Origin of the sequence: Ningiella ruwaisensis, from assembly GCF_004798935.1 — a bacterium.
Classification (GTDB): domain Bacteria; phylum Pseudomonadota; class Gammaproteobacteria; order Enterobacterales; family Alteromonadaceae; genus Glaciecola; species Glaciecola ruwaisensis.
Genome location: NZ_RAHT01000004.1, coordinates 357,031 through 381,884 on the forward strand (window position 1 = coordinate 357,031; position 24,854 = coordinate 381,884).

The window sequence follows — 24,854 nt, forward strand, 5'->3', positions numbered from 1 at the left end:
CGTTACACTGAGAACAAACTAAGCAATTAATGGAACTGTGTTGAAAGCGTTTACCTTTACTTCATTATTTCACCGCCCCTGGATGATTGCGACCCTTTTACTAATATTAACGGTCGTTGCGAGTATTGGTGCCAAAAACCTCTATTTTCGAGGTGATTACAAGGTGTTCTTTGAGGAAGATAACCCACAACGTGTTGCATATGAAAAGATGCAAAACGTGTTTACAAAAAACGAAAGTGTTTCAATCGTTATTTCTCGTGAGCAGGGCGACTTATTTAATCCGCAAAGTCTCAAACTTATTAAAGATTTGACTGATGCCAGTTGGCAAATTCCACTTTCCACGCGCGTGGATTCGATCACAAACTTTCAACATACGTATGCATTAGACGACGACTTGGTTGTGGAAGATCTACTTCTTGAGCTTGGCGACTTGGATGAACAAAAAATACAAACGATTGAAAAAGTCAGCACTACAGAAAAATCTTTAGTAAATAAGCTCATCTCTGTTGATGGAAAGGTAGCAATGATCAACATCAATGTGCAGCTTCCTGATGGAGACCAAACGAAAGAAATTACGGAAATTGGGCAATTTACTCGCGATCTAATTGCTCCTTATCAAGCAGAATATCCTGAGCACCAGATACGCCTTTCAGGTATCGTCATTATGACGGATGCGATGTTTCTGGCTGCACAAAAAGACGCGACAACTTTATTTCCATTGATGTTCATAGTTATTACTTTTTTGCTCATTGTACTAATGCGCTCTGTCTGGGCAACAGTCGCAACCTTAATTATCGTCACTATCAGCATTAGCGCTACCATGGGAATAGGTGGTTGGCTTGGCATGTTTATCAATATCGCAACGGTAAATGTTCCGGTGATTGTCATGACACTCGCTATCGCCGATAGCGTGCATCTTGTAGCTGGAATGCGAGTTGAGATGCAACAGGGCAGCGATAAAAAAACGGCCATTCTAAACGCGCTTGCTCTTAACGTTAAACCGATTTTTATCACCAGTTTAACCACTGCTATCGGTTTTTTAACGATGAATTTCGCAAAAGTGCCTATCTTGAGCGATATGGGAAATTTAGTGGCAATTGGAGTATCACTTGCTTGCATTTATTCTCTGACTTTATTGCCAATTTTGCTTTATTTAATGCCAGTCGCGTTTAAAAAAGAAATAACCAAGTCGAAAAGCAAATTGTGGTCATGGCTTTCAGATTCAATCGTACGAGCTTCGTCAATATTGATTGTTTTTTCAATTGTTATCACCGCTCTTAGCAGCTATCTCGCCAGTCAAAATGAGCTCAACGATATTGCGATTGAATACTTTAATGAGGATAACAGCTTCAGGCAGGACGCTGACTTTCAGCAAGAGAATTTAAGTGGCTTGAGCACCATTGATTTTGCTGTTTATGCACAAGGTGACAACGCGATAAACCAACCTGAATTTTTACAGGCGATTGATGAATTCACGCGTTGGTTAGAACAACAAGAAGAAGTCGACCACGTACTAAGCTTTGCTGATGTAATGAAACGTCTTAGTAAAAACATGAATCAAGACGACGAAGCATTTTATCGCTTGCCTGAAAATAGCGATTTGGCAGCGCAGTATTTGCTACTTTATGAAATGTCACTTCCGTTCGGTTTAGACGTAAACAATCAAATTGATATTAATAAGTCAGCCGTCCGCATTCTGGTGACGCTTAAAAACCTGGGGAGCAATGACTTTACCGGTTTTGAACAAAGAGCCAAAGACTTCATGAGTGAAATTGCACCTCAATACGAAGTGGATGCCGCCAGTTTACCGCTAATATTTGCGCACATCGGAAAAGCCAATATGCAAAGTATGATTGGCGGTTTGGTGTTGGCCTTGATACTTATTTCAGGTTTGCTTATCTTTGCACTCAAGAGTGTTAAATTAGGACTCATTAGCCTTCTTCCCAATTTACTTCCCGCGATGATAGGCTTTGCGTTTTGGGCACTATGGTCAGGTTACATCAGCATGGCACTTACCGTTGTACTGACAATGACCTTAGGCATTATCGTAGATGATACCGTACATTTTTTAAGTAAGTTTAAAAAGGCGATTGATAAAGGCTTATCAGCATCACAGAGCGTGGAATTCGCATTTAAGAATGTGGGAACCGCACTTTTAATTACGACGGTAGTGCTTTCAGCCGGATTCGCAGTCTTAGCGTTTTCAGATTTCGCTATTAATTCTGAAATGGGTTTGCTCACGTCAGTTATTATTATTGTCGCGCTTTTAGTTGACCTTACCCTGCTTCCCGCTTTGCTTCACCGTGTTTACGCCAGATCAAAACCAAGAAGTTCCTAATGCCGGAATGTCGGGTAGCGATCGTCTTTCGCTACTCGCAGCATTATAAACTGATGCATGACAGCCTCGGTAAGCTTATTTTTTTAAAGCATCAACCAACTCATCTTTACTCATATCAGAACGACCTTCAATGTCTTCATCTTTTGCCATTTCGTAAAGTTCATCTTTTGTTTTCTGTTCAAGCGAGGCGGCCGTTCCTTTTCCACGGCCGTTTTCGTCGGTAGCCTCTTCAATTGCTTCGAGAAGTTCATCTTTATCCATGGTTGAACGTCCTTCTATATCCAGGTCTTGAGCACGTTCCATTAACATGTCTTTGGTGGGGCCATGTTCTTTTATATGCGCAACCTTTTCTTTGACGTCATCCGGCTGTTCTACAAACTGCTGCTTGCCGTCTTTTTTCTTTTGCGTTGATCGTGCGTATTCATCTTCCGTCAATAACATGCGAACTTTTTTAGGTAGGTATCGCTCGCCCGTATCCTCAGATGCTTCACCCGATTTTGTTCCCCAATCTTCTTTAGTCCATTTGTGTAAATCAGTATCCTCTTGGTCGGGGCCATCATCTTTATAGCCTCCACCGCGCTTTTTGTACTCCTGAACGGCGAGTTGCGCTTTACGCGCTGACCATTGGCCGGGTTCACCACCTTTATCACTTTCCATGTATTCCTCTTTCACTTTTTCCCACAGTTCTGGATCGGTTTTTTCAGCTGATGACATAGTAACTCCTTTTAAGTTGTTACTATTTATAAGGAGCGTAGCGCTTTTGGATTACATTTTACTTAATGAACTGGCTAGCTGGTGGCAGGCAAGGTGTTGTAATCAAACAGAGATACTATTCATTGTCTTCTATAATTGACTGCTCCAAACCCATTTCCTTCATTATCCTTCGTGCTTCAGCAGGAATGCGATTAGGATTATCTTTACGCAAGTCATCATCGTCTGGGAGCGGTTGGCCTGTAAAAGCATGCAAAAATGCTTCGCACAAAAGTTCGGAGTTGGTGGCGTGACGAAGGTTATTCACTTGTCGACGGGTACGCTCGTCGGTCAGCACTTTCAGCACATTGATGGGGATAGAAACGGTCACTTTTTTAACCTGTTCTGCCTTCTTTCCATGCTCTGCGTACGGGTGGATATATTCTCCGTTCCATTTTGCCATAATACTATCGCTGTTTTAGTTTGTTATATGAAAATTCTAACTGGAATAACGAAAAGGTCAATCTAGACGTGTAAACTGCTTGACGTCTAGACGGTCTTTGCGTAGTTTAGACGTCTAAACGTCTATAGGGTGAATCATGGTTTCTTACGCACAAGGTGTCGACGCGCTTAATCAGTCGCTATCAGAATTACGAGACATTGATGTCTCGTTCGAGTTTTTTCCGCCTAAAACGCCTGAGATGGAAAATACCTTATGGAAGTCTGTTGAACGCCTAGCGCCACTCAATCCAAGCTACATGTCAGTCACTTACGGTGCCAATAGCGGCGAACGGGACCGGACACATCAGGTTGTGAAACAAATTCACAATGAGCACGGCGTTGCGGCTGCGCCGCATTTAACCTGCGTTGATGCCACGCCACAAGAGTTGCGTCAAATTGCTAAAGACTACTGGGATTCAGGTATTCGTCGTATCGTGGCCTTACGCGGTGATTTACCCGAAGGTGTAAGCAAAACGGATATGTATGCCAGCGATTTGGTGGCCCTATTAAAAGAGGTTGCGGACTTTGATATCTCTGTTGCAGCGTATCCAGAAAAACATCCAGAAGCCCGTAATGACCAATTTGATTTACTCAATTTAAAACGCAAGGCCGAGGCAGGTGCAACCGAAGCAATCACCCAGTTTTTCTTTGATACGAGTGTATTTTTAAGATTTAGAGATCGTGCCGCTGCCGCGGGTATCGACTTAGATATCGTCCCTGGCATATTACCGGTTACAAATTATCAAACGCTCCTGCGCTTCGCCGGATTTACCAATGTGCATGTGCCTGGCTGGTTACATAAAATGTACGATGGCCTTGATAAAGACGACCAGGCAACCCGAAATCTGCTTGGCGCAAACATCGCTATGGATATGGTAAAGGTATTGGCGAAAGAAGGAGTGAAGCACTTTCATTTTTATACACTCAATCGCAGTGAATTAAGTTTTGCGATTTGCCATATGCTCGGTCTTCGAAGAAAGAGCTAAAAAACGACTAAACACTTTTTGCACTTCTTTTGCTACACTTGTTTTGGTACTTGCCAGTAATACAAGGTAAACTAGGCGAATACCTCGTTAACATTGCGTATTATTATTGCCTAGTGTTTTTAAGCAAATGCGGTATTAATGAGACGGCGGATATTTTTCTGGCACTTTTTCAGGCAGCCTTGTAAATGGACATAGCGTCAAAGCTAAACAGCTATTATCAATCGCGCAAGCCGTTGATAATCGATATATTTAAAACGTTTACTGAAGAGTTACGCGTTCAGCGAATTACTGTGTCTTCAGGCCATATGGCTTATGTCAGCCTCTTATCTCTGGTTCCCGTGATCATGGTGTTTTTTATGATCATGTCTGCTTTTCCCGCGTTTTCTGATTTTAGGCAACACTTTGAAGATTTTATCTTCAGTAATTTCGTTCCAGCCTCAGGGGATGTTGTACAAACGCATATAGGTGAGTTTGTGAATAACGCATCCGGGATGGGAGCAGTAAGTATCGCTTCATTAGTAATAGTCGCTCTGTTATTAATTTCAAATATTGATAAAACGCTTAATCATCTTTGGAAAACGAAGGTTCAGCGACCGCGTATTTATACTTTTGCCATCTACTGGATGGTTATTACGCTTGGCCCCTTATTAATCGGTTCATCGATTGCGGTCAGCTCTTACTTGGCAACGATTGCAGCGTTTGCAGATGATTACACGCCGGGGTTCGGTACGGCTTTTCTCAAACTGGTACCCACATTAACCTCCATTGGTGCTTTCATGATTTTGTATATGGTTGTACCCAATCGTCCAGTGAAAGCGCGTTATGCAATATGGGGAGCGGTACTTGCAGCCTTGTTATTTGAGTTGTCTAAAAAAGGATTTGCATTTTACGTGTCGAGCTTTCCTTCCTATCAGGTTATTTATGGCGCGCTTGCGGTTGTGCCCATCTTGTTTGTTTGGGTTTATCTTTGCTGGATAGTGGTTTTGGTTGGAGCGGTATTTAGTTATGCAATTACCACCACCTGCGAGGCCCACGAAGCAGACGACGCAGAAGAAATTGCTGAAAAAGCTGCTTATGAACAATACGCGAATCGTGAAGAGTATGGTGTTGTCAACGATGAAGTTGTCAAAAAACTTAACGAAGACACACCTGAAAATGTGAAAGTGTTAGCCAAAAAATAAGTACACGAACTGCAACACTCTATGCATGCATCGCTGCAAATTTTTCTGCAAGTTGATCCAGACTTTCTTTTCGATTCGGATCGGGCAATATGCATTCAACAGGACAAACCGCCACACAGCTAGGTTCATCGTAATGTCCAACACACTCGGTGCACTTATCAGGATTGATTTGATATATTTCTGCACCCATGTCTATGGCTTCGTTAGGGCATTCGCTTGGGCATAGATCGCAGTTAATGCATTCGTCGGTTATGTAGAGAGCCATAAAATAAACCTCGCTTTTTAAATTAGGCAGACTTACGGGCTTAGTATAGTCTTGCAGGTCATCGCAGGACTTGATCCTCATCAATCAAGCGAAACATTATTGGCTTTGTTTTAGTCGATAAATGCCGACTAATCATGCTACCTGAAAGGCACTTTGAAGAATCTTTTGCGTAAAATTCTTTCGCAAATAAAAGCCGCGGGGACGTGTTTTGATGATGCTGCCATCTTCGCCAACAGCATCTGTTACCACCGAACCGTCTGCTGCTTTAGGCCGAAGCTGCATATATTCGCCGGTTCTGGCAGTAATCGTTTCAACTTTGCCAAGCGTGATTAAATCCATTAATTCTTCCCAATCCTGACGGAGCATGTCATCAAAAGCTCCCTCCAATCGCCAAAAAAAGGCGCTTCCAATCAGACGCTCTGCCACAGGTATTTCACGCTCTCCCTCTATGGGTACCCAGAGTACCTGCTGAAGCTTATTGCGAACATTTGAGCGTTCCCAAGTCAAGCCACTAAGGTGCATCAGTGGTGCATAGCAAACATATGTTGTCTCCAGTGGAGACAAAGAATAGCTTAGCGGCAAAGTTTTCAGTTCAACGCCTAAATCAGGAAAGTCTTGTTGAGGTTTGCTACCCGCACTGGCACCAAGGGCTTTTTCAATTAACTGCCCTGTCCAGCCTTTTTGTCGTTTGAAGTTTTTCGGAATAGCCACATTTAGTTGTATTGCAAGCTCTTGAAAACTCAAACCGGCAATAGACTGCGCGCGCGCTTTAAGTTCATCAATACTGGAGGGTGATTCTGATGCGAGCACATTCATCCTTTAATGGAAACATTTGCTTTGAATACGCACAAGTTTATGAAAGAATGATGAAATATTAAAGTATAAACGCGCTAGGTAATCTAAGTGATTGATACCGAAGGATTCCGCGCGAATGTTGGCATTATTATTTGTAACAAATCAGGTCAGGTTTTCTGGGCCAGACGATATGGCCAGCATTCATGGCAATTCCCGCAAGGTGGAATTGACCAAGGCGAAACAGCCGAACAAGCTATGTACAGAGAGTTGTACGAAGAAGTTGGGTTAAAAGAAAAAGATGTAAGCATCCTTGCAGTCAGTCGAAACTGGCTAAGATACAAACTTCCTAAACGATTGGTGCGAAAAGGAAGCGATCCTGTTTGTATTGGTCAAAAGCAAAAGTGGTATTTACTGTCACTTAACTGTCAAGAACAGGACGTAGACTTGGCAGCCAGCGGCCACCCCGAATTCGATGACTGGCGATGGGTAAGCTTTTGGTATCCTGTGCGAAATGTGGTTTCGTTTAAACGCGATGTCTACCGTCGTGTTTTAAAAGAATTCTCGCACCTAGCCTTCAATCAGAATAAAGGCGGAGTAAGTCAATCGCAAAAAAACACATCGCCTAATAAGAACAACTCAGCGAACAAACCCGCCGGTGCAAAAAAGAAGAATCGCAAGCGAGGACGCCGCTAGTTTGTTCAAATGGTGATGAAAACCTTTTAAAAGTGAGTCTCAATGTTAACTAGTCTGAAACACATTATTCAGGAGATGAGCCAAAGCCCTAATTTGGATTCGGCGCTTGCCAGACTGGTTACCATGGTTAAAAAAACCATGAAGGTTGACTCATGTAGCCTGTATTTGTCCAACTACGCTGAGAGACATCTTGTTTTAGTCGCCACAGATGGACTGCATGCCGATGCTGTGGGCAAAGTCATTATCGGATTTAACGAAGGACTCATCGGTTTAGTTGGCGACAGAGAAGAGCCCCTGAATATCGAAGATGCGCCTACGCACCCTCGTTTTAAACATTATCCCGAAGTGCATGAAGATAACTACCATGCTTTCATTGGTACGCCCATCATCTATCAACGAAAAGTGTTGGGTGTTATCACCATGCAACATAAAGAAACCCGTCGTTTCAGCGAAGATGATGAAGCTTTTTTAGTGACCCTGGCGGCGCAAATTGCCCTTGAAATTGTAAACGCCGAAATGCGGGGAAGTCTGCATAATATGCAACTCGACTCTCGTGTTGACACTCAACTATTACCCCGTACCGTAAACGGAATACCCGGGGCCCCGGGATTGGCCATGGGAATAGGGCATGCTGTAAACTTCAAGCATGACTTAAATCAGTTAATTGCGCGTAAGGCTGAAGATACCGAGAGGCAAATCACTCGATACCGCGAGGCTGTGCAAATCACGCGAAAACAAGTTGCTGAACTTTCGAGCGATTTGAGTGAAAACCTGCCTGAGGACGTGCGTGCCATATTTCAGCTATATCATCAGTTACTGGACGCAAATAGTTTAGGACGAGAAGTTGAGAAAGAAATTCATGAAGGGTGGGATGCTGCAAGCTCCCTTAAATTTGTTGTTGAACGCTATGCTGCGCGATTTGAAAACATGGAAGACCCTTACATGCGCGAGCGCGCTGTCGATATCGTCGATTTATCAAATCGTATACTGAACAATATTTTATTGGAGGAGTCTTCGAGTTCCAGCGACGCGCCAGATAATACGCCCTGCATTTTATTGGCTCAGGAAGTTAGCGCACCAATGCTTGCCGAATTTCCTCGGGATAAACTAGCCGGCATTATATCCATAAAAGGCTCAAACAACTCTCACGCGGCCATTCTCGCTCGGGCAATGGGCGTGCCTGCTGTTATGGGGCTTCAAGGCGTTTCTATTAATTTACTTAAATCAAAAGAACTCTTCATTGATGGATATTCCGGTGAGGTAGTGCTCAATATTGATGAGAAAACGCGAAATGAATATCAAGCCCTCATCGATGAAGAAGAAGCGCTTTATCGTAAAATTGCTGAAGACGGTGATAAACCCTCGCTTACGCAAGACAAGCAGCATATTTCACTGCTGGTGAATGCAGGCTTAACAGCCAGCGTAGAAATGGAGCAGTTTAAACAAGGGGATGGCATTGGACTCTACAGGACGGAAATCCCATTCATGATGCGAGAGCGTTTCCCTTCAGAACGCGAGCAGTACGAGCTTTATAAAGATGTTTTATCGGCGCATCCGAGCAAAGAAATTACGATGCGCACGCTGGATGTGGGAGGAGACAAGCCGCTCAATTATTTTCCAATTAACGAAGATAATCCGTTTTTAGGATGGCGCGGTATTCGATTAACGCTGGACCATCCTGATATATTTCTGGTGCAAGTCAGAGCTATGCTGCGAGCAAGTATTGGCTTGAGTAATCTGCACATTTTACTTCCCATGATCACCAGTGTAAATGAAGTAGACGAATCGAAGCGCTTGATCAAGCAAGCTTTCCTGGAAGTGAAAGAAGAGGCGATGGCGGAGAAAAAAATGCTATCGAAACCGGCAGTCGGCATCATGCTTGAAGTGCCTGCCGTGATGTTTCAATTAGAGCACTTGGCGCAGCGCGTTGACTTTTTCTCGGTGGGAACAAACGATTTGACCCAGTATCTACTGGCGGTAGACCGGAATAACGCCAGAGTATCCAATTTATATTCCAGTTATCACCCTGCCGTGTTGGGGGCTTTGCATCAAATTTTTCAAAGTGCCACTAGTGCAAAAGTACCTGTCACCGTCTGTGGCGAATTAGCAGGAGAGCCATTAGGAGCGGTGCTGTTAATGGCGATGGGATACCGAAAACTCAGCATGAACGCGCATAGTTTGCGCAAAATAAACTGGGTGATCAGGCATATCAATATTCAGGAAGTACGCGCTATTTTGCCTGATATACTGCATCAGACTACGCCAGAGGGAGTCCGGCAAATTTTAAATAAATACCTTGAATCAAAGCAGCTTGGTGGCTTAGTCAGGGCTGGCGCTTAATGGAGCCAACCTTAATAGTCATTATTCTTTGTATGTTGCTTGGTTCAGTAGTTGGCGTACTAGCAGGCTTGCTCGGTATTGGAGGCGGCTTACTCATTGTCCCTGCTTCACTATACATGTTCCAACACTTGCTAGGTTTAAGTGTGGAAAACGCGATGCCTATTGCAGTTGCTACTTCATTAAGCACGGTTATATTTACCGGCGCGTCCTCTGCACGTATGCATTACAAACTTGGTAACCTGGACAGAGATATTTTTAAGTATTCAGCCATAGGCATTGCCATAGGGGCTATTCTGGGAGCGCAGTTTGCGGCAAGCATATCAGGCGTGATGTTGCAGCGGGTTTTTGCAATCTTGGTGGTGCTTATTGCATTACAAATGGTGTTTAATCGTCATCGCGTATCGGCACATCAAACGAATAAAGGCATTCTTACAGGGGTAGGATTAGGAAGTGGTTTTGTTTCTTCACTCATGGGCATAGGTGGTGGAGCACTTATTGTTCCCGCACTTGTTTGGTTTCAGGTAAACATTAAAACAGCGATTGGATGTGCAAGTGCTTGTGGTGTTCTTATCGCAATTTTTGGAAGCATCAGTTTTGTTATTGCGGGCTGGCAGAAGCCTTACTTACCCGATTACTCATTAGGTTATGTGTATTTACCCGCAACGCTCGGAATTGTAATCACCTCTATGATTACCGCCCGTGTTGGTGCTAAACTCACCAACAAATTGGATACCAGAAAACTTAAACGCATCTTCGCTGTGTTTTTAGTGTTGGTAAGCATTCGAATGATGATAGGAATTGAGTAAGTAATGTCCCAAGGAAATGCCTTAGTCTTCCCCCAAATTGATCCCATAATTGTAGAAATAGGCCCTCTGGCATTACGCTGGTACGGTTTGATGTATCTTGTCGGATTTGCTGCTGCATATTGGTTAGCCACACGACGTTTGCCGCGCACTTCCTGGAGTAAAGATCAGCTTTCTGATTTATTATTTTGGTGCTTTATGGGCGTCATCATTGGTGGGCGTGTAGGCTATGTGATGTTCTACAATTTTAGCGCCTTTTTAGATAATCCTCTTTATCTTTTTAAAATCAATGAAGGCGGTATGTCTTTTCATGGTGGCTGCCTTGGAGTGATTCTGGCCGCCTTTTTATATGCTAAAAAGCAGGGCTGGTCTTTCTTATATGTAGGGGATTTTATTGCGCCGCTTGTGCCAATTGGCTTAGGTGCAGGGCGTATCGGCAACTTTATCAATGGCGAGCTATGGGGGCGAACGACTGATGTTCCCTGGGCGTTTATCTTTCCCGGAGCAGGGCCAGAACCGCGGCATCCTTCTCAGTTGTATCAATTTGCATTAGAGGGCGTACTTTTATTTGTTATCGTGTGGCTTTATTCGGTTAAACCAAGGCCAACGGGCGCGGTCGGGGGAGTATTCTTATTTGCCTATGGTTTGTTTCGTTTTATTGTTGAATTTTTCCGTCAGCCCGATGAGCATTTAGCCAATTTGTATGGCTCACTTATTACTCAAGGGCAGATGCTTAGTATTCCTATGATGCTTGCAGGCGCCGGGTTAGTGGTATATGCCTACAAGTACCAGCCAACCGTTGCCCACCAAAACACTAACGCAACGCAGGCATCACATAATAAGAGTAAAGGGTAAGTAAGTGGATCAGTACGAACGATTATGTCAGCGCATTATTGATGAAGGGAAGTGGGTTAGTAACGAACGCACAGGCATTCAATGTCTTACGCTTATTAACGCCGACCTGGAATACGACGTTGGTAATAATCAGTTTCCATTGGTAACCACACGAAAATGCTTTTACAAGGCGGCCATTGCCGAATTACTCGGTTATTTACGTGGCTACGACAGTGCCGCTCAGTTTCGGGCAATCGGATGTAACACCTGGAATGCAAATGCTAACGAAAATAATGCCTGGCTGAACAATCCTGCTCGTAAAGGCGAAGATGACATGGGGCGCGTTTATGGTGTGCAGGGGAGGCAGTGGCAGCGCCCTGATGGCAGCACTTTCGATCAATTGAAAAAGGTGGTAAATAACCTTTCCAATGGCATTGATGATAGAGGCGAGATTATCACGTTTTACAACCCAGGAGAATTTCATTTAGGGTGTTTACGTCCCTGCATGCATACACATACTTTTTCATTGCTTGATGGTGAACTGCATTTAACGAGCTATATGCGAAGTTGTGACGTCCCGCTCGGGCTGACTTTTAATATGCCGCAGTGTTTTGTATTACTCGCCCTGATGGCGCAAATTACCGGCCACAAGCCAGGTAATGTATATCATAAAATCGTCAACGCGCATATTTATGGTAATCAATACGAGTTAATGCGCGACGTACAGCTAAAGCGCAAGCCATATCCAATGCCCTCTTTAAAGATCAATCCAAAAATTAAAACCCTTGAAGACATCGAAACCTGGGTGTCTACTGATGACTTTTCTATTGAAAATTATCAGCACCACGAGGCAATTCAGTATCCCTTTGCAGTTTAGAACGCTTCGAATGTGACTGTCGCAAGTGTCCTGACTTGCGACTTTGCGACAAATAAGTAAACTTTTGCGAAAATTATTCGATAACCATATTAACTTAATGGTTTTTTATTGTTTGTGTAGCTACAAATAATATTAAGGCTGAACGATCTAAGCGCTCACAAAGCGCGTGTTTGATTCAAAAGGACTATGAATGCCTATTCCGGTATTAATATGCGATGACTCGGCGTTTGCTCGCAAAGCAATGACCCGCTCCCTTCCAGACGGTTGGGATGTTGACGTATCGTATGCCGGAAATGGAGAAGAGGCAATCAGTCAAATTGAGGCAGGTAAAGGCGATATTCTGTTTTTAGACCTTAATATGCCTGTAATGGACGGTTATCAAACTATGGAAGTGATTCGGCGCAGAGATCTTCCTACCATGGTCATTGTTGTTTCTGGAGATGTTCAGGAAGAAGCCAGAGAGCGCATGCTAAGTATGGGCGCTTTGGATTTTATCCGAAAGCCAATAGACAACGCCAAATTGGTGAGTATTTTATCGAAATACGGCATTTATGACGGCGCCTCGACGGCTAGAAAACGCGCATCTGACACAAATGCCAACACAGGAAACAGTATTGAAGAAAAGCTGGATGCTTTTCGGGAAACCGCTAACGTGGCAATGGGACGCGCCGGGGAAAATCTCGCCAGGTTATTGAATAAATTTATCAATCTTCCTATTCCTAATATCAGCATTGTGCATTCTAATGAGCTGTCTATGATGCTTACGCATATCGATACTGAGCAGCAAGTCTCTGCAGTATCAAAAGGCTTTGTGAGCCCAACAATTAAAGGCGAAGCACTTATTATTTTTAACGATGCCAACATTGCCTCGATTCAACAATTACTCGGAAGCGATAAGTCTGATAGTGAAGGTGCAGCAATAGAAGCATTAATGGACGTGTCGAACATTATTATCGGGGCATGCCTAAATGCACTTGCTTCGCAAATGAACGTTCGCTTTACTCATAATTCCCCGATTTTGCTCGGTGTACATTGCCCAGTAAACGATATCGTTGATGGAAGTATTACCCGATGGGAGAAAGTATTGGTGATTGAAATTGCCTATACCGTTGCCAGCGAAAATATTAACTTTGAATTATTACTTGTGATCCCCGACAGGGATATTGATGCCGCATTTGCGCGTTTGATTGAATCTCAGCGCGAGGGAATGCTCAGATGAGTAAGCATTTACCTGCACACGCTTCGGCAAACAGTGAGCACTGGCAACAAGCGATACTTGCTGCAATAGAGGTAGGAATTGTGGTGGTTGACCGACAGTTCACCATCCATGAGTTTAACCAGTTTATGGAAAATCACAGCGGCATTGAAGCAAGTCAGATACAAGGTACGAATTTATTCGAGGCGTTTAAAGAAATTGATAAAAGCTGGTTTGAAAATAAATGCCAAGCCGTGTTCAGCATGCAAACGCCGGTTTTTTTGATCTGGGAGCAGCGTCAATATTTGTTTAAATTCGGCACCAGTAGACCGATTACCTCAAGTTCAGATCATATGTATCAGAATATTACTATTTTGCCCGTACCCTCAAAAAGCGGTGAGGTAGAGCGAGTTTGTATCATCGTATACGATATGACTGACCAAGCCATGAGCAAAGAGCGCGTTGAAAAGCTCAACGACGAACTTGAGGTGATCAGTCGAGTAGACGACCTAACGGGTTTATTTAACAGACGCTATTGGCAGGAGCGCTTTGAGCGGGAATACAAGCTTACAATACGCAACAAAAAGCCTATCTCTGTTCTGATACTGGATATTGACCACTTCAAGCAGGTAAACGATACGCACGGACATCAGGCCGGAGACCAAGTGATTAAGTCACTGGCCATGCTAATTAAAAAGGCAACACGAGAAACGGATATTTGTGGACGTTATGGTGGAGAGGAATTTGTGGTATTGCTTCCTGATACCACAACTGAAACGGCGAGAATTGTTGGTGAACGCATTCGAAAAGTGTCACAAAGATACCTTGTTAAACACGAACAAGTTGAGATAAATTTCACCATCAGTGCGGGGATCGCACAGTTTGACAGTAAATATACACGACCGCTTATGTGGCTAGAAGCTGCAGATCAGGCGCTCTATCGGGCAAAAGAGTCTGGCCGTAATTGCGTGCTACTGGCAGATTAAACGATTCAGTGTTTATTAATGAGGTCTCATGCCTACTACGTCCAATGGACACGGCCTTTCGTTTTTCAGATACAAATTAAAAATTTCCATTTCTTCTCGAACACTTTCATCAAAGCGCAAACTATGCCCGCCAACGTATTGCACCTGGTAGATAATATGCCAAAACACGCGTTCTTTATGCGTATAAATTTGACAGTCAGTATTCTTAATCAAATTCCATTCTTCAAGGACATCCCAAATAAAAGCATCCATCTCTTTAAACGCGACTTTATCCTGCCAGTACAACTCTAAATAGAAAACTAACTGTTTGGCTTTTTCGTCGATAAACTCTTTAACTAACAATCGATATGCCTTTTTTAAACGTGTACCCTCAGTATAGTCGTTACATGGGAATCGCCATGCGACTTTAGTCAATCTGTTATAACTATCTGAAAAGCATTGAGATAAAAATTTGAAGTAGTGGGGCCATCACCAACCTAAATAGGAAAAATAGGCCTGCATTTCGCTGGCAATATCCTCTGCCAAAATATGTGATTGCGCAACAAGGCCTATTTTGCGTTGACGGTAATGAGTTTTAAGCTTTACTTTTGCCTGGGTAAGGCGCATATCTTGAGTGGCCTGACTCCAATGATTATCTTGCTGAGTATTTACATCAAGTAGCGGAAGAGGACTAATAGCAAGCTTTTCAGCAATTTCCTCATTGATTTGTTTGTGCGGCCAGTATGGGTTGCCGAGCACAATGGCGTCAGCGTCTAGCTTATCTCCCGCCAATTTTAAAAGAGGTAAAGCGCTTAAACCATTTGCATAAAAGACACGATATCCTTGGGTGGGCGCGGATTTAAGGACGGTATTTAAAAGCGTTTGTAAAAATTGCTCGTAAATTTCATACACCGACTCATCAAAATTTGACTGCATCACAAACGCATTAATATTTACCTGAGGAATTTGTTCAGCATCCATTGAATTGCTATCTGTCTCTTCGTCTGCGCTTTGAACAGGGCTGGTATTTTGTGCATTGTCCTGCGTTATCGCAGCAAGCTTCACGTCCAGCGCCGTTTTTGTGTCTTCTAGTTTAGGTGCAGGAATAAGCAGAGTATGCCAGCCAAAGGAATTGAGATAGGCAGATAAGGCTTTAAATTTAGCGTACTGCGCGCTTTGCTGCGCCGCATCGGCAATAATGACAATAGAGCCTTTGGTGATCGGAGTGTTAGCTTGCGTGATGATGATAGGAAAAGCGTATTGTTGGTTATCGATAGTGATATTGATTGACTGAAAGTCGCCTTCTGGCAATCGAGTTTTTGCATCGACGGTCATTGCGCCAAAATCAGGCATGGAAAGACTTTTTGGACCCTCTGTAACTGGCTTGCTCGTATCGTCATTTTGAGCGTCATCAGGAGCTTGTGCCTTGACCACACTCAAGCTGCTCAAAAAGTAGATAAGCGCGCATAGAATGATGCTGAGCCTGACTGCATGTAGATAAGGGCGAAGAGCTTTCATTAAGAAGCGGTTCCGATTATAAACTATTGATATTGATTTATCGGCAAATTAACGAACTTTTGTACCGGAAATTGCGTGCTATTTGGCGCTGTCGCTTTTCCCGAGTTGAGGTTCTATAGCAAACGGGTGAAGACTTTCATAGCTCACAGGTTTATTGTGACGAGGGTGAGAAAAGCGAATGAACTGCGCATGCAGCAGTAGACGCTTGGCGGCGTTTTTAGCTTCCTCGTGTGCATAGAGTTTATCACCTAAAATGACATGCCCTATACTTAACATATGCACACGCAATTGGTGAGACCGGCCGGTATGGGGTTTAAGCTTTACCAAAGAAGAATATGCGTCGTTTTTTAATAATTCAAAATGTGTTAGCGCCGATTTACCTCTTTCGTAATCAATCATTTGTTTTGGGCGATTCGGCCAGTCACAAATTAAAGGCGCATCGATAGAGCCGCTTTTCTGCTCCAGCTTTCCCCACACACGAGCAATGTAGGTTTTATCCACTTCACGGTGTTCAAACTGCCGGGATAAGTGTCGATGGGCGTCTTTGTTCAAGGCAAAAAGCATGATCCCCGAGGTGGCCATATCAAGGCGATGGACAACCGATGCGCTTGGAAACACTCGCTGAACACGCAATTGCAAAGAATCCTTATGTTCAGGTGCTTTGCCGGGCACACTTAATAAACCGCTCGCTTTGTCTAGCACGAGAATATCATCGTCGCGATAGAGCAAATGCAAATAGGGCCTTGTCGGCGGATAATATTCGAGTAAGGCCATTGCTTTATCTACTTCCGATTGTGTCCAGAGCGTGTTTATTTGCGATTATTGACAACAATGCGCACACTATCAAGATAGGGCTCCGCTGAGCGTATAATATCTTGTAGTTTTGCTTTTTGCTGAACAAGAAACGCAATTTCTTCATCGCGAATGGCAGGATTCACTTGTTGCAGCTCTGTCATTCGATGGATTTCATCACCAAGCTCTTCATCCACTTGCGTCAGTGCTTGCTGTTTTACTGCGTCAAGCTCTTTATTGGCATGGTTTTTAAGCGCCTCTATACCTTGGTCTATTTGCGCCTGCAGCGCACCTAGTAATTGCTGCGCCATTTTGGGTTTTACTTTAAATATGGGATCAAACATCGTGTCGCAAAGCTGATTTTTCGCATCGACGCATACTCTAAGCGGTGTTGCCGGTAAAAAGCGATAGAGCTGCAAATCTGCATCCGCGCTTGGATTAAGCACCGCAATGGCCTCTACCCAAAATGCACCGGTGGGCATGTCATCGTGATTTACAAAACAAATGCTGGCCTTTCCTACCACATCTGTCAGCACGCTATCGATACAGTGCGTTACCAGTTCGCTGTCGCCATTTAGAAAGGTAATATGCTCAAGTTGTGTGGCCACACTGCGCTTATAAGTGATTTCCATACCCTCTTCAGGCAGACCGGGAATGGGAAAAAGCATAGATTCGCCAGGCCGGATAATAAAACTAAAATCATCCTTATCTTCTTGAACAACACCTAATGCATCAAACAGGCGAGACATAAACTTCAGCATCTTGACCGGGTTTTCTGCGCCTATGATATCGTCAATCACATCATCTACTTTATCAGTGCCAGACGCGGCAAGTTCAAGCAGTCTGTCGCGGCCCTGTTCTATTTTTGCTTTTAAAGCGCTCGTGAGCGTGCTTGCCTGTTCAACGACATCCTGCCAGTTTTCTTTATCGTGAGGAGAAGCAAGTGCCGCATGTAATTCATCTTTCAGGGTTTCCCATACCTCACTTCCTACCGGGCAAGTATGGGTAAAGGCTTTTAAGCCATAGTGATACCAGTTATATAGCACTTCCTGTGCACTGTTTTCAAAATAGGGTACGTGGATATTGACATCTTTTGTTTGTCCGATGCGATCTAGCCGGCCAATACGCTGTTCGAGTAAGTCTGGATTAAGCGGTAAATCAAACAAAACCAGATGATGGGCGAACTGGAAGTTACGTCCCTCGCTTCCTATCTCTGAACAAAGCATGATCTGCGCACCTTGTTCGTCTTTGGAAGTAGCAGCGCCCACTGAGCCTGTTGCGAAAAAGTGTGCGGCGCGATCGCGCTCCACAATACTCATATTCTCGTGGAAAACCGTGTGACGGATGCTTGTTTTATTTCGCATGTATTCCGCAATTTGCAGAGCAGTGCTAGCGTGTGCACAAATTAACAAGACTTTCTCATCGCAGGATTGCAGAAAATCAATAAGCCATGAAACGCGCGGGTCAAAGCTGGGCCATTTTTCATCAAGCATAGTGGCACGTTCTGGATGCAAGGTCAGATTCACATCGTCTTCCATTGCAAGTGCCAAATCATATTCTTTCACAATGCGCTGAGGATGCGGGGTCACGACCCGCTTTGGAAAGCCTTCAATACCTGCCCGCCGGTTTCTAAACAATATCCGGCCTGTGCCGTGCTGGTCAATTAACTCTTTAATTAGCTTTTTGCGTTCATCAGCATCACTCAAGTCCCGTTGGTCTAAGTCAATATTAGGCGCAAGTTGACGAAGTTGGGCTTTATTTTCATCGCTAAGCCCGTTAACTTCGACATCGTTGACTGAAGTATTCTGTTGATCGTGCTCTTGCGAAATAAGGGGCGACACCGCTTTTGCCAGCTCGGTGTAGTGCGATTCCTCGCGGGTAAACGCGTCGTAATCGTGAAAGCGCGCAGGGTCGAGTAAGCGTAAACGCGCGAAATGGCTTTGATGGCCTAACTGGTCGGGCGTTGCCGTTAAAAGCAACACACCTTTTGCAATCTTGCTTAAACTTTCGATCGCTTTGTAGGCGTCGGAAGGCGATTCTGCAGACCAATGCAAATGGTGTGCTTCGTCTACCACCAGAATATCCCAGGTGACTTTTGTTGCCTGCTCCAATACCTCAGCTTGCTGGATGAAACGCTGCGAGCACAATACAAACTGTTCTTGCTCAAAGGGGTTTTCACCGCTTTCTTTGACCGCCTCGACGCGTTCATCATCGAAAACAGAAAAGCGCAGATTAACGCGTCTTAGCATCTCCACCAGCCACTGATGAACTAGCGCATCAGGCACACATATCAAAATACGCTGAGCACGTCCAATTAGCACTTGCTGATGAATAATCAGGGCTGCTTCTATGGTTTTACCTAGACCGACTTCGTCAGCAAGCAGCACACGAGGTGAGTAGCGCGAGCCAACTTCATGTGCAATATAAATTTGATGCGGAATGAGTTCTACACGCGCACCAACCAGACCAACTGCACCGGAAGTGGCAAAACTATGCTGTTGTTCCCAACAGGCAAGACGGGTGTCAAACCATTTCGGGTTATCAAGCTGTCCGTGGGCAAGGCGTTTTTCTGGCTGATTTAATTTAACGTGATGAGCTAAAGCAACTTCAACGATGCTATCGTGTTCACCAGTATCTGTACGAGGGCCAGAATAGGCAATCAAACCATCCCGCTCTTGTATTGATTCGATGACAATTTCCCAGCCATCAACATGCGGGGCGGTTTCGCCTTCACTTAACTGCAAACGCGTTAGCGCATTTTGAGAAATGGCGTAATTCCGCTCTTCATTTACGGCGGGAAAGAGCACGGTAACCGAGCGAAAATCCACACTCATGATCACGCCCAGGCCCAGATTAGTTTCGGTATTGCTTAGCCATCTTTGCCCAACAGTAAACTGAGATTTTTCTGCCATTTTGTCTGCCATCTTTTTTGCCATCTTGTCTGCCAAAACTGCCCTATTATTCTTAAATTATTTGCATAGCAATCGTGATCAGTAATTGTAGTCTGCTTACTTGTATCTGTCAGCCAAAGTCCGTGTTTCTCTCATATATTCTTGCAATTTCTGCGCGATACTGCACCTTTGCAGTCGCATATTGTCTAAACTTTAAACAAAATACGAACAACAGAAAAAGAACCACTCATTTGGGATGAATTCTCAAAAAAGTGCGTGATAAAACCAGCATACTTGTTTATTGTAGAGATTCATTAAATGAAGAGTAAGACGAAGCGCATTTTCTTAGTCAGCTCTTTGTAATGAAATCGCATAAACGATGACAACATGGAGTCATGGATGCCAAAAAAGAAAAGCGAAACATCTTCGAGACAAACACCTTCGAGCAAATCAGTTTCGACAAAATCTTCCTCAAGTGAGTCACTTGCTGTAAACAACTCACCCGATAGCGAAAACGCTGGCTCAGAAATGAAAAAACTCTTCGTCCTTGATACGAATATCCTATTGCATGAACCTTTAGCGTTTACCTCATTTAAAGAGCATGATGTGGTTGTACCAATGACCGTTCTAGAAGAGCTCGATTACATTAAAGACAGTAAAAAAGACGTGGCAAGAGATGCCAGAGTGTCTATCCGCGCGATGGAAGATTTGCTGCGTGATGCATCGCCAGAACAAATGCTAAAAGGCGTGAGCATGCTTGGCTTAGGATCCGGGCAGGCCGCACCTACCGGGTCTTTATCCATTTTTGCTGATTTGCAAATGCATGAAACGCAGCAAGTGTTTACCAGTAATGAGAATGACAATCGCATCATAAACGCTGCACTTCACCTGCAAAACGAGCTTGCCCCTCGCGAAGTGATTTTAGTGACAAAAGACATCAACATGCGCTTAAAAGCAAAAGGGGCTGGCATGGCAAAGGTGCAAGACTATCGCACCGACCAGCTTATTAGCGATATTAAGTATCTCACTAAAGGCTATCACGAATATGAAGGAGAATTTTGGGCGAAAGTAAAAAGCGTAGAAAGCGTAACGGAAGGGCGCGATACCGTCCACAAGCTCGATAAATCTCTGGTGCCAGAGCCCTATATTAATGAATTTTTAGTGGATAAAGCGAAAAGCTTTGCCGGCATAATTGAAGCGATGGACGATAGCAGTATTGACGTGCTCGATTTAGGCTATGAACGCTTGATGTCAAGGCGCGCCTGGGGCATCACGCCGAAAAATATCGGTCAGGCAATGGCGATGCATACCTTACTTGATCCGCACATTGACTTGGTTGTGCTGACAGGACCGGCCGGTTCAGGAAAGACAGGTATTACTGCAAGACTTTTTTCAACATTTGTACAGACCTATCTGAAAGCCTTGAATACACTAAAGATGCGGTGGTCATTCTTTTATCCCAAACCCAGACAATTTAGTTTCTTTTTGATAACTACGTAATAAGACTAGCAAACATTTACTTTAGACTAATCAAAATAGTAATTCTCAAAGAGGGACGAAAATGAAAAATTCAAACGAGAATAGAAATCCACGGATATTAGATACATCGGCACTTGTTCATGATCCAAAGAGTCTGCTTTCATACAAAGATGATGTTTATATCTGTTTGACGGTGTTAGAAGAGTTAGACAACCTAAAAGAGAGAAGAGATAAAAGTGTTAGTGCCGACGCTAGAGTCGTTATAAGGATGCTTGAAGACATTATCAATGGTCATAGTGCTGAGCAGATGGAAAAAGGTATCCCACTCCCTTCCAATGAAACTTCTAAGAGAGGAAAGTTGTTTATAGGGGTTGATACCAACTTAGATATTCAAAGTGAACTTAAGCATGGCATTGGTAGCGATGCTGATAATCGAATTATCAATTATGCGCTTCACATGCGAAAGGTATTGGGTCAGGAAGTCACGTTAGTATCTCGTGACATCAATATGCGGCTCAAGGCAAGAACAATTGGTGTTGATGCCGAAGATGTACTTGTAGACCATCAAATATCAGATATAGATTTACTGTATACCGGTGTGCAGGCATTTGATGGAGATTTGTTCGATCGTCTTAAGTCAGACGATAGTTTTAAACTCTCTGGAGAGGTATATCAACTTGACAGAAACCTTTTCAATGAAGAGGTTCAATACAATATGTATTGGTATGATGGGGTAGGTCACATTGGTTTAGTTACTGAAGTGACAAATGAGCACGTTTTCACAAAACTACTTCCGCGAAAGCAAGATACGGTGTGGGGAATTAGTCCAAAAAATTCCAGACAGGCTATTGCTCTGAGCCAGTTAGTAGAGCCTCATTTTGATTTAAACATCATCCTTGGTCCAGCTGGTTCAGGTAAGACTTTTTTGGCGGTAGCCGCTGCGTTGCACCAAGTTCTGGAGTTAAAACAATACAAGAAAATAGTTGTGGTAAGGTCCCGTGATTTTATGGATGAAGATCCTGGTTTTCTTCCTGGCGACCTTAAGGAAAAATCAATGCCTTTACTTGCCGGTATTACTGATGCGTTAATTTCAATGCATTCAGTTGATGATCATGATGCAAATATTTACGCTACTGTTGAGCACATTATTGAGCGAGCCAATATTGAATTTACTTCAATGGCATACTTTCGTGGTCGCTCGATTGATGATGCCGTTTTGATTATTGACGAAGCCCAAAACATGACCCGTGCTCAGATGAAGGGGATGTTAAGCCGTGGCGGAAAGAATTGCCGGACAATCGTTTTGGGCAACTTGGCGCAGATTGATGACAAGTTTGTAACGCCAGCATCCAGTGGAGCAACAGCAGCAGTGAATATCTACAGAAATTACGAGAAAGGAAGCATACTGATTTTTGATGAGGTAGAGCGAAGCTCGTTAGCACAATTCACTGAGCAGAACCTGTAGTGTAGTTTTGCTTGGTAGACATTTTGGTAAACAGAAGTTCTACCGAGACCTGCGTCGGAATGAACGCGCAGTCTTTTGTAAAAGAGCCTCATTACCGGAGCAGCATACGGTCTTTAAGTCTAGCAGACTAAAACGGATTTGAGGCTAATTAAAATTGCGAGCAAAGTTGCATCATTATGACCTATAGCACTCCTAGTGGATTGTCCAAAAAAGAAGTGAGAACTCTGTTGCGACTTTTGCCTCAACAGGCAAAGAGTAAATGCTTCCAGTCGTTTGATATTGAAAAGATAAAATCGATGGATACCTTTCAACAGTCCATCACTGTTGATGGTGGTAGTTTGTTTTTGTCCAATTACGGGATGACCATTCAATCCGATATCTGTGAGGTACTTGCCAAAAGCGAACGTTATCGCGGTTTAGTATCGATGAGAAAAATTCGAGGTATTATCAGAAAGCGCCTAGAACTTCTTTATAATCGAAAAAACACTGTATATGAAGAGAATTATCTTAACAGTATTCTTGATGATATTGATGCAACAATCAAACAGTACACCTTCGTATGCGAAGTTGCTGGACTTGATTTTTCTTATGAGTGTTGCATCGATCTCGGGTTTGGTACATTAAGATTGTTCGACAAAGAACTCATTAAGGATGTAAAACCTCATAGACTCCAAGATATTTGGGAGGACAACTTCGTTCGCCCCATCACTGGCAAACTAGTGTTCTTAGGTTGTGCTTATGGCGAGCATGATGTTGCGCTTAGTAAGTATTATGACAATGCAAATTTAAGTCTTTCATGTCTGAGGCTTTTAGCTTGCGCGAATTTCAAAAGAGCCTTCAGGGAGGCTCACGTTAGTATAAAAGGTAGAGGTGGTTTTTCTTACCAGCCAAGCTCTACTTTTGGCTGGAACAAGGATAATGGACGCTTAATTTCAACTAGCTCAGCCAGTGCTAGACGAGAAGTATATTTTGACACAGAAATAACCAAAGGCTTTTTAGCAGAGATCTCACTTACTCACCTGCCGGAAATTCTCAAAAAAGAAGACAGAACGGAGCTTGAAGAAACAATTGTAAAATCTTTTTACTGGTTCGGCGAAGCAAACTCAGATAGTTCGTTGCCCTCCGCATTTTTAAAATTATGGTCTTGCTTGGAGTGCTTTTTCACGTTGCGCAATGAGGAAATTACGAAAAGAAATGCAATTGGAATTGCCTCTTTATTTCTTTACGGTGATATCGATATGAAGCAAGAGGACATAGCAGAGTTGAAAGACTATCGAAGTATTAAGAAAACCGTATCTAGATATTACGCGTTAAGGTCTAAAATAGCCCATCGAGGTGTGCGCATAGGTATTAATGATTATCAAGTGACTATATTAGCTTTCTTGACCTGTATCATCATTCTCGCTGCTACTTCCCTCGCTCGAAGAGGTTATCACGAGTTGGCATCTTTGGAGCGCGAGGCTACAAGGCTAGATAATATTCATGTTGGTTAACTGTCGCTTATATCGCCTCAGAAGGGTTAATAATGGAAAATTGTTTATCGTGGAGTAAAGATGAATTACGTGTGCGTATTTATGATCATGCGCCCTTTTTAGACGTTGAAGCGCGAGTACCCGACGGCTACGTAAAAATGATGCTTAAGTACACTCCCAGTTACGTCTTCATTGAGGACATCCAAGGCAATGGCTTTGATTCTAAGCTCCAGGGTAAAGGAACTGGTAGCTTGTTAGTCAACACTGCGGTGCAATACCTACGTGCTAAGCTCTCCGCCGACATAGAGGTGAGTGGTGAAATGTCTGATGCAAATGACCCAAGAGAGCCGGACTTATTAAAACACTGTCAAACAAACAGGATAAAATTTTGGGCCTCGTTCGGATTTACGATAATACCTAGTGCTGTAGGGCGGGATAGGCTAATAGCGAAGCTAAGCGACTTAAAAGTAAAAAAGGACGGTACTGTTTTGGGGAGCCACCCGAAGTATATTCCTCTTTCTTCTTTTACTGAAGACGCATTGCCCCATAGAAGACTCTGACTTATCGGTGTCATTAACGCCATTCACAGAATTTGACATATGGGCACAAGAAAAATGGACAGGGCCACAACAATACGTCCTGTAGCCATCGAAATTCAGATTGTGTTACCCACTAAAGACATGGCCGGCAAGTCTTCTAGTCTCTTCTTTTCACGGGTGGAAAACGGAGATTTATTGATTCAACTGTCATATCGATAAAGTTGATGCTCAAACC

At 43.5% G+C, this 24,854-nt stretch carries 21 protein-coding genes and 1 pseudogene; 14 read left to right on the top strand and 8 right to left on the bottom strand.

The features are described 5' to 3' along the window. Nucleotides 1-40: 40 nt before the first annotated feature. Nucleotides 41-2,338 carry an efflux RND transporter permease subunit gene (locus tag D6V41_RS10670; protein ID WP_241664517.1) on the top strand — a complete coding sequence of 766 codons (2,298 nt, stop codon included), beginning with the start codon at nucleotides 41-43 and terminating at the stop codon, nucleotides 2,336-2,338. Nucleotides 2,339-2,413: 75 nt separating this feature from the next. Here D6V41_RS10670 and D6V41_RS18360 read toward each other — a convergent pair whose 3' ends face one another. Next, on the bottom strand, nucleotides 2,414-3,052 hold the full coding sequence (locus D6V41_RS18360; RefSeq protein WP_136251489.1) for a Rho termination factor N-terminal domain-containing protein: 639 nt from the start codon (nucleotides 3,050-3,052) through the stop codon (nucleotides 2,414-2,416). A gap of 115 nt (nucleotides 3,053-3,167) precedes the next feature. After that, nucleotides 3,168-3,491: a met regulon transcriptional regulator MetJ gene (gene metJ / locus D6V41_RS10680; protein WP_136251490.1), complete on the bottom strand. Its 324-nt coding sequence runs from the start codon at nucleotides 3,489-3,491 to the stop codon at nucleotides 3,168-3,170. A 136-nt stretch (nucleotides 3,492-3,627) separates the two neighbouring features. On the opposite strand from metJ, the gene metF reads away from it, so the two are divergent. After that, on the top strand, nucleotides 3,628-4,515 hold the full coding sequence (gene metF, locus D6V41_RS10685) for a methylenetetrahydrofolate reductase (protein WP_136251491.1): 888 nt from the start codon (nucleotides 3,628-3,630) through the stop codon (nucleotides 4,513-4,515). A gap of 185 nt (nucleotides 4,516-4,700) precedes the next feature. Then, nucleotides 4,701-5,696 (top strand): virulence factor BrkB family protein, encoded by a 996-nt coding sequence (locus D6V41_RS10690; RefSeq protein ID WP_136251492.1) that lies wholly within the window; start codon nucleotides 4,701-4,703, stop codon nucleotides 5,694-5,696. A 19-nt stretch (nucleotides 5,697-5,715) separates the two neighbouring features. Here the strand turns inward: D6V41_RS10690 and D6V41_RS10695 are convergent, their stop codons facing one another. Beyond that, complete coding sequence (locus tag D6V41_RS10695) at nucleotides 5,716-5,961, bottom strand: YfhL family 4Fe-4S dicluster ferredoxin (RefSeq protein WP_136251493.1); 246 nt, start codon at nucleotides 5,959-5,961, stop codon at nucleotides 5,716-5,718. A 132-nt stretch (nucleotides 5,962-6,093) separates the two neighbouring features. Further along, on the bottom strand, nucleotides 6,094-6,771 hold the full coding sequence (gene mutH / locus D6V41_RS10700; protein ID WP_421907804.1) for a DNA mismatch repair endonuclease MutH: 678 nt from the start codon (nucleotides 6,769-6,771) through the stop codon (nucleotides 6,094-6,096). A gap of 93 nt (nucleotides 6,772-6,864) precedes the next feature. On the opposite strand from mutH, the gene rppH reads away from it, so the two are divergent. The 7 genes from rppH to D6V41_RS10735 all read left to right on the top strand — a co-directional run bounded on the left by rppH (nucleotide 6,865) and on the right by D6V41_RS10735 (nucleotide 14,484). Beyond that, nucleotides 6,865-7,449, top strand: coding sequence for an RNA pyrophosphohydrolase (rppH, locus tag D6V41_RS10705; protein ID WP_136251495.1), 585 nt, complete (start codon nucleotides 6,865-6,867; stop codon nucleotides 7,447-7,449). A 42-nt stretch (nucleotides 7,450-7,491) separates the two neighbouring features. Further along, nucleotides 7,492-9,789: a phosphoenolpyruvate--protein phosphotransferase gene (gene ptsP / locus D6V41_RS10710; RefSeq protein WP_136251496.1), complete on the top strand. Its 2,298-nt coding sequence runs from the start codon at nucleotides 7,492-7,494 to the stop codon at nucleotides 9,787-9,789. Further along, a complete protein-coding gene (locus D6V41_RS10715; RefSeq protein WP_136251497.1) occupies nucleotides 9,789-10,595 on the top strand; it encodes a sulfite exporter TauE/SafE family protein in 807 nt (268 codons plus the stop codon). Before ptsP ends, D6V41_RS10715 begins: the two co-directional genes overlap by 1 nt. Nucleotides 10,596-10,598: 3 nt before the next feature. Continuing rightward, complete coding sequence (lgt, locus tag D6V41_RS10720; RefSeq protein ID WP_136251498.1) at nucleotides 10,599-11,447, top strand: prolipoprotein diacylglyceryl transferase; 849 nt, start codon at nucleotides 10,599-10,601, stop codon at nucleotides 11,445-11,447. 4 nt (nucleotides 11,448-11,451) lie between these two features. Next, a complete protein-coding gene (locus tag D6V41_RS10725) occupies nucleotides 11,452-12,303 on the top strand; it encodes a thymidylate synthase (RefSeq protein WP_136251499.1) in 852 nt (283 codons plus the stop codon). A gap of 190 nt (nucleotides 12,304-12,493) precedes the next feature. Continuing rightward, the gene (locus D6V41_RS10730; RefSeq protein ID WP_136251500.1) at nucleotides 12,494-13,522 is read left to right on the top strand and encodes a response regulator; all 1,029 of its coding nucleotides are present in this window, start codon (nucleotides 12,494-12,496) and stop codon (nucleotides 13,520-13,522) included. Next, nucleotides 13,519-14,484: a sensor domain-containing diguanylate cyclase gene (locus D6V41_RS10735; RefSeq protein WP_136251501.1), complete on the top strand. Its 966-nt coding sequence runs from the start codon at nucleotides 13,519-13,521 to the stop codon at nucleotides 14,482-14,484. The genes D6V41_RS10730 and D6V41_RS10735 overlap by 4 nt, the downstream gene beginning before the upstream one ends. A 15-nt stretch (nucleotides 14,485-14,499) precedes the next feature. Here the strand turns inward: D6V41_RS10735 and D6V41_RS10740 are convergent, their stop codons facing one another. The 4 genes from D6V41_RS10740 to rapA all read right to left on the bottom strand — a co-directional run bounded on the left by D6V41_RS10740 (nucleotide 14,500) and on the right by rapA (nucleotide 19,685). Further along, the gene (locus D6V41_RS10740; RefSeq protein WP_136251502.1) at nucleotides 14,500-14,826 is read right to left on the bottom strand and encodes a hypothetical protein; all 327 of its coding nucleotides are present in this window, start codon (nucleotides 14,824-14,826) and stop codon (nucleotides 14,500-14,502) included. A 126-nt stretch (nucleotides 14,827-14,952) separates the two neighbouring features. Further along, entirely contained in the window at nucleotides 14,953-15,981 is a 1,029-nt protein-coding gene (locus D6V41_RS10745) for a DUF3530 family protein (protein ID WP_136251503.1), read from the bottom strand. 78 nt (nucleotides 15,982-16,059) lie between these two features. Then, on the bottom strand, nucleotides 16,060-16,755 hold the full coding sequence (locus tag D6V41_RS10750) for an RluA family pseudouridine synthase (protein ID WP_136251504.1): 696 nt from the start codon (nucleotides 16,753-16,755) through the stop codon (nucleotides 16,060-16,062). Nucleotides 16,756-16,790: 35 nt separating this feature from the next. After that, complete coding sequence (rapA, locus tag D6V41_RS10755) at nucleotides 16,791-19,685, bottom strand: RNA polymerase-associated protein RapA (RefSeq protein ID WP_136251579.1); 2,895 nt, start codon at nucleotides 19,683-19,685, stop codon at nucleotides 16,791-16,793. A 507-nt stretch (nucleotides 19,686-20,192) separates the two neighbouring features. Here rapA and D6V41_RS10760 point away from each other — a divergent pair. From D6V41_RS10760 to D6V41_RS10775, 4 genes and pseudogenes are all read left to right on the top strand, one after another. Next, nucleotides 20,193-21,035, top strand: a pseudogene (locus D6V41_RS10760) (PIN domain-containing protein); the annotation flags it as partial. A gap of 190 nt (nucleotides 21,036-21,225) precedes the next feature. Beyond that, nucleotides 21,226-22,608 (top strand): PhoH family protein, encoded by a 1,383-nt coding sequence (locus tag D6V41_RS10765; RefSeq protein ID WP_136251505.1) that lies wholly within the window; start codon nucleotides 21,226-21,228, stop codon nucleotides 22,606-22,608. 176 nt (nucleotides 22,609-22,784) lie between these two features. Next, nucleotides 22,785-24,101, top strand: a complete 1,317-nt coding sequence (locus D6V41_RS10770; protein WP_136251506.1) for a HEPN domain-containing protein — start codon at nucleotides 22,785-22,787, stop codon at nucleotides 24,099-24,101. Nucleotides 24,102-24,133: 32 nt separating this feature from the next. Beyond that, nucleotides 24,134-24,640: an N-acetyltransferase gene (locus D6V41_RS10775; protein WP_136251507.1), complete on the top strand. Its 507-nt coding sequence runs from the start codon at nucleotides 24,134-24,136 to the stop codon at nucleotides 24,638-24,640. Nucleotides 24,641-24,854 lie beyond the last annotated feature (214 nt).

What these genes read in the sequence shown, in the direction of transcription:
- D6V41_RS18360 (WP_136251489.1), bottom strand. Translation starts at nt 3,052, where the DNA reads ATGTCATCAGCTGAAAAAACCGATCCAGAACTGTGGGAAAAAGTGAAA.
- metJ (WP_136251490.1), bottom strand. Translation starts at nt 3,491, where the DNA reads ATGGCAAAATGGAACGGAGAATATATCCACCCGTACGCAGAGCATGGA.
- metF (WP_136251491.1), top strand. Translation starts at nt 3,628, where the DNA reads ATGGTTTCTTACGCACAAGGTGTCGACGCGCTTAATCAGTCGCTATCA.
- D6V41_RS10690 (WP_136251492.1), top strand. Translation starts at nt 4,701, where the DNA reads ATGGACATAGCGTCAAAGCTAAACAGCTATTATCAATCGCGCAAGCCG.
- D6V41_RS10695 (WP_136251493.1), bottom strand. Translation starts at nt 5,961, where the DNA reads ATGGCTCTCTACATAACCGACGAATGCATTAACTGCGATCTATGCCCA.
- ptsP (WP_136251496.1), top strand. Translation starts at nt 7,492, where the DNA reads ATGTTAACTAGTCTGAAACACATTATTCAGGAGATGAGCCAAAGCCCT.
- D6V41_RS10715 (WP_136251497.1), top strand. Translation starts at nt 9,789, where the DNA reads ATGGAGCCAACCTTAATAGTCATTATTCTTTGTATGTTGCTTGGTTCA.
- lgt (WP_136251498.1), top strand. Translation starts at nt 10,599, where the DNA reads ATGTCCCAAGGAAATGCCTTAGTCTTCCCCCAAATTGATCCCATAATT.
- D6V41_RS10730 (WP_136251500.1), top strand. Translation starts at nt 12,494, where the DNA reads ATGCCTATTCCGGTATTAATATGCGATGACTCGGCGTTTGCTCGCAAA.
- D6V41_RS10735 (WP_136251501.1), top strand. Translation starts at nt 13,519, where the DNA reads ATGAGTAAGCATTTACCTGCACACGCTTCGGCAAACAGTGAGCACTGG.
- D6V41_RS10745 (WP_136251503.1), bottom strand. Translation starts at nt 15,981, where the DNA reads ATGAAAGCTCTTCGCCCTTATCTACATGCAGTCAGGCTCAGCATCATT.
- D6V41_RS10750 (WP_136251504.1), bottom strand. Translation starts at nt 16,755, where the DNA reads ATGGCCTTACTCGAATATTATCCGCCGACAAGGCCCTATTTGCATTTG.
- rapA (WP_136251579.1), bottom strand. Translation starts at nt 19,685, where the DNA reads ATGGCAGAAAAATCTCAGTTTACTGTTGGGCAAAGATGGCTAAGCAAT.
- D6V41_RS10765 (WP_136251505.1), top strand. Translation starts at nt 21,226, where the DNA reads ATGAAAAATTCAAACGAGAATAGAAATCCACGGATATTAGATACATCG.
- D6V41_RS10770 (WP_136251506.1), top strand. Translation starts at nt 22,785, where the DNA reads ATGACCTATAGCACTCCTAGTGGATTGTCCAAAAAAGAAGTGAGAACT.
- D6V41_RS10775 (WP_136251507.1), top strand. Translation starts at nt 24,134, where the DNA reads ATGGAAAATTGTTTATCGTGGAGTAAAGATGAATTACGTGTGCGTATT.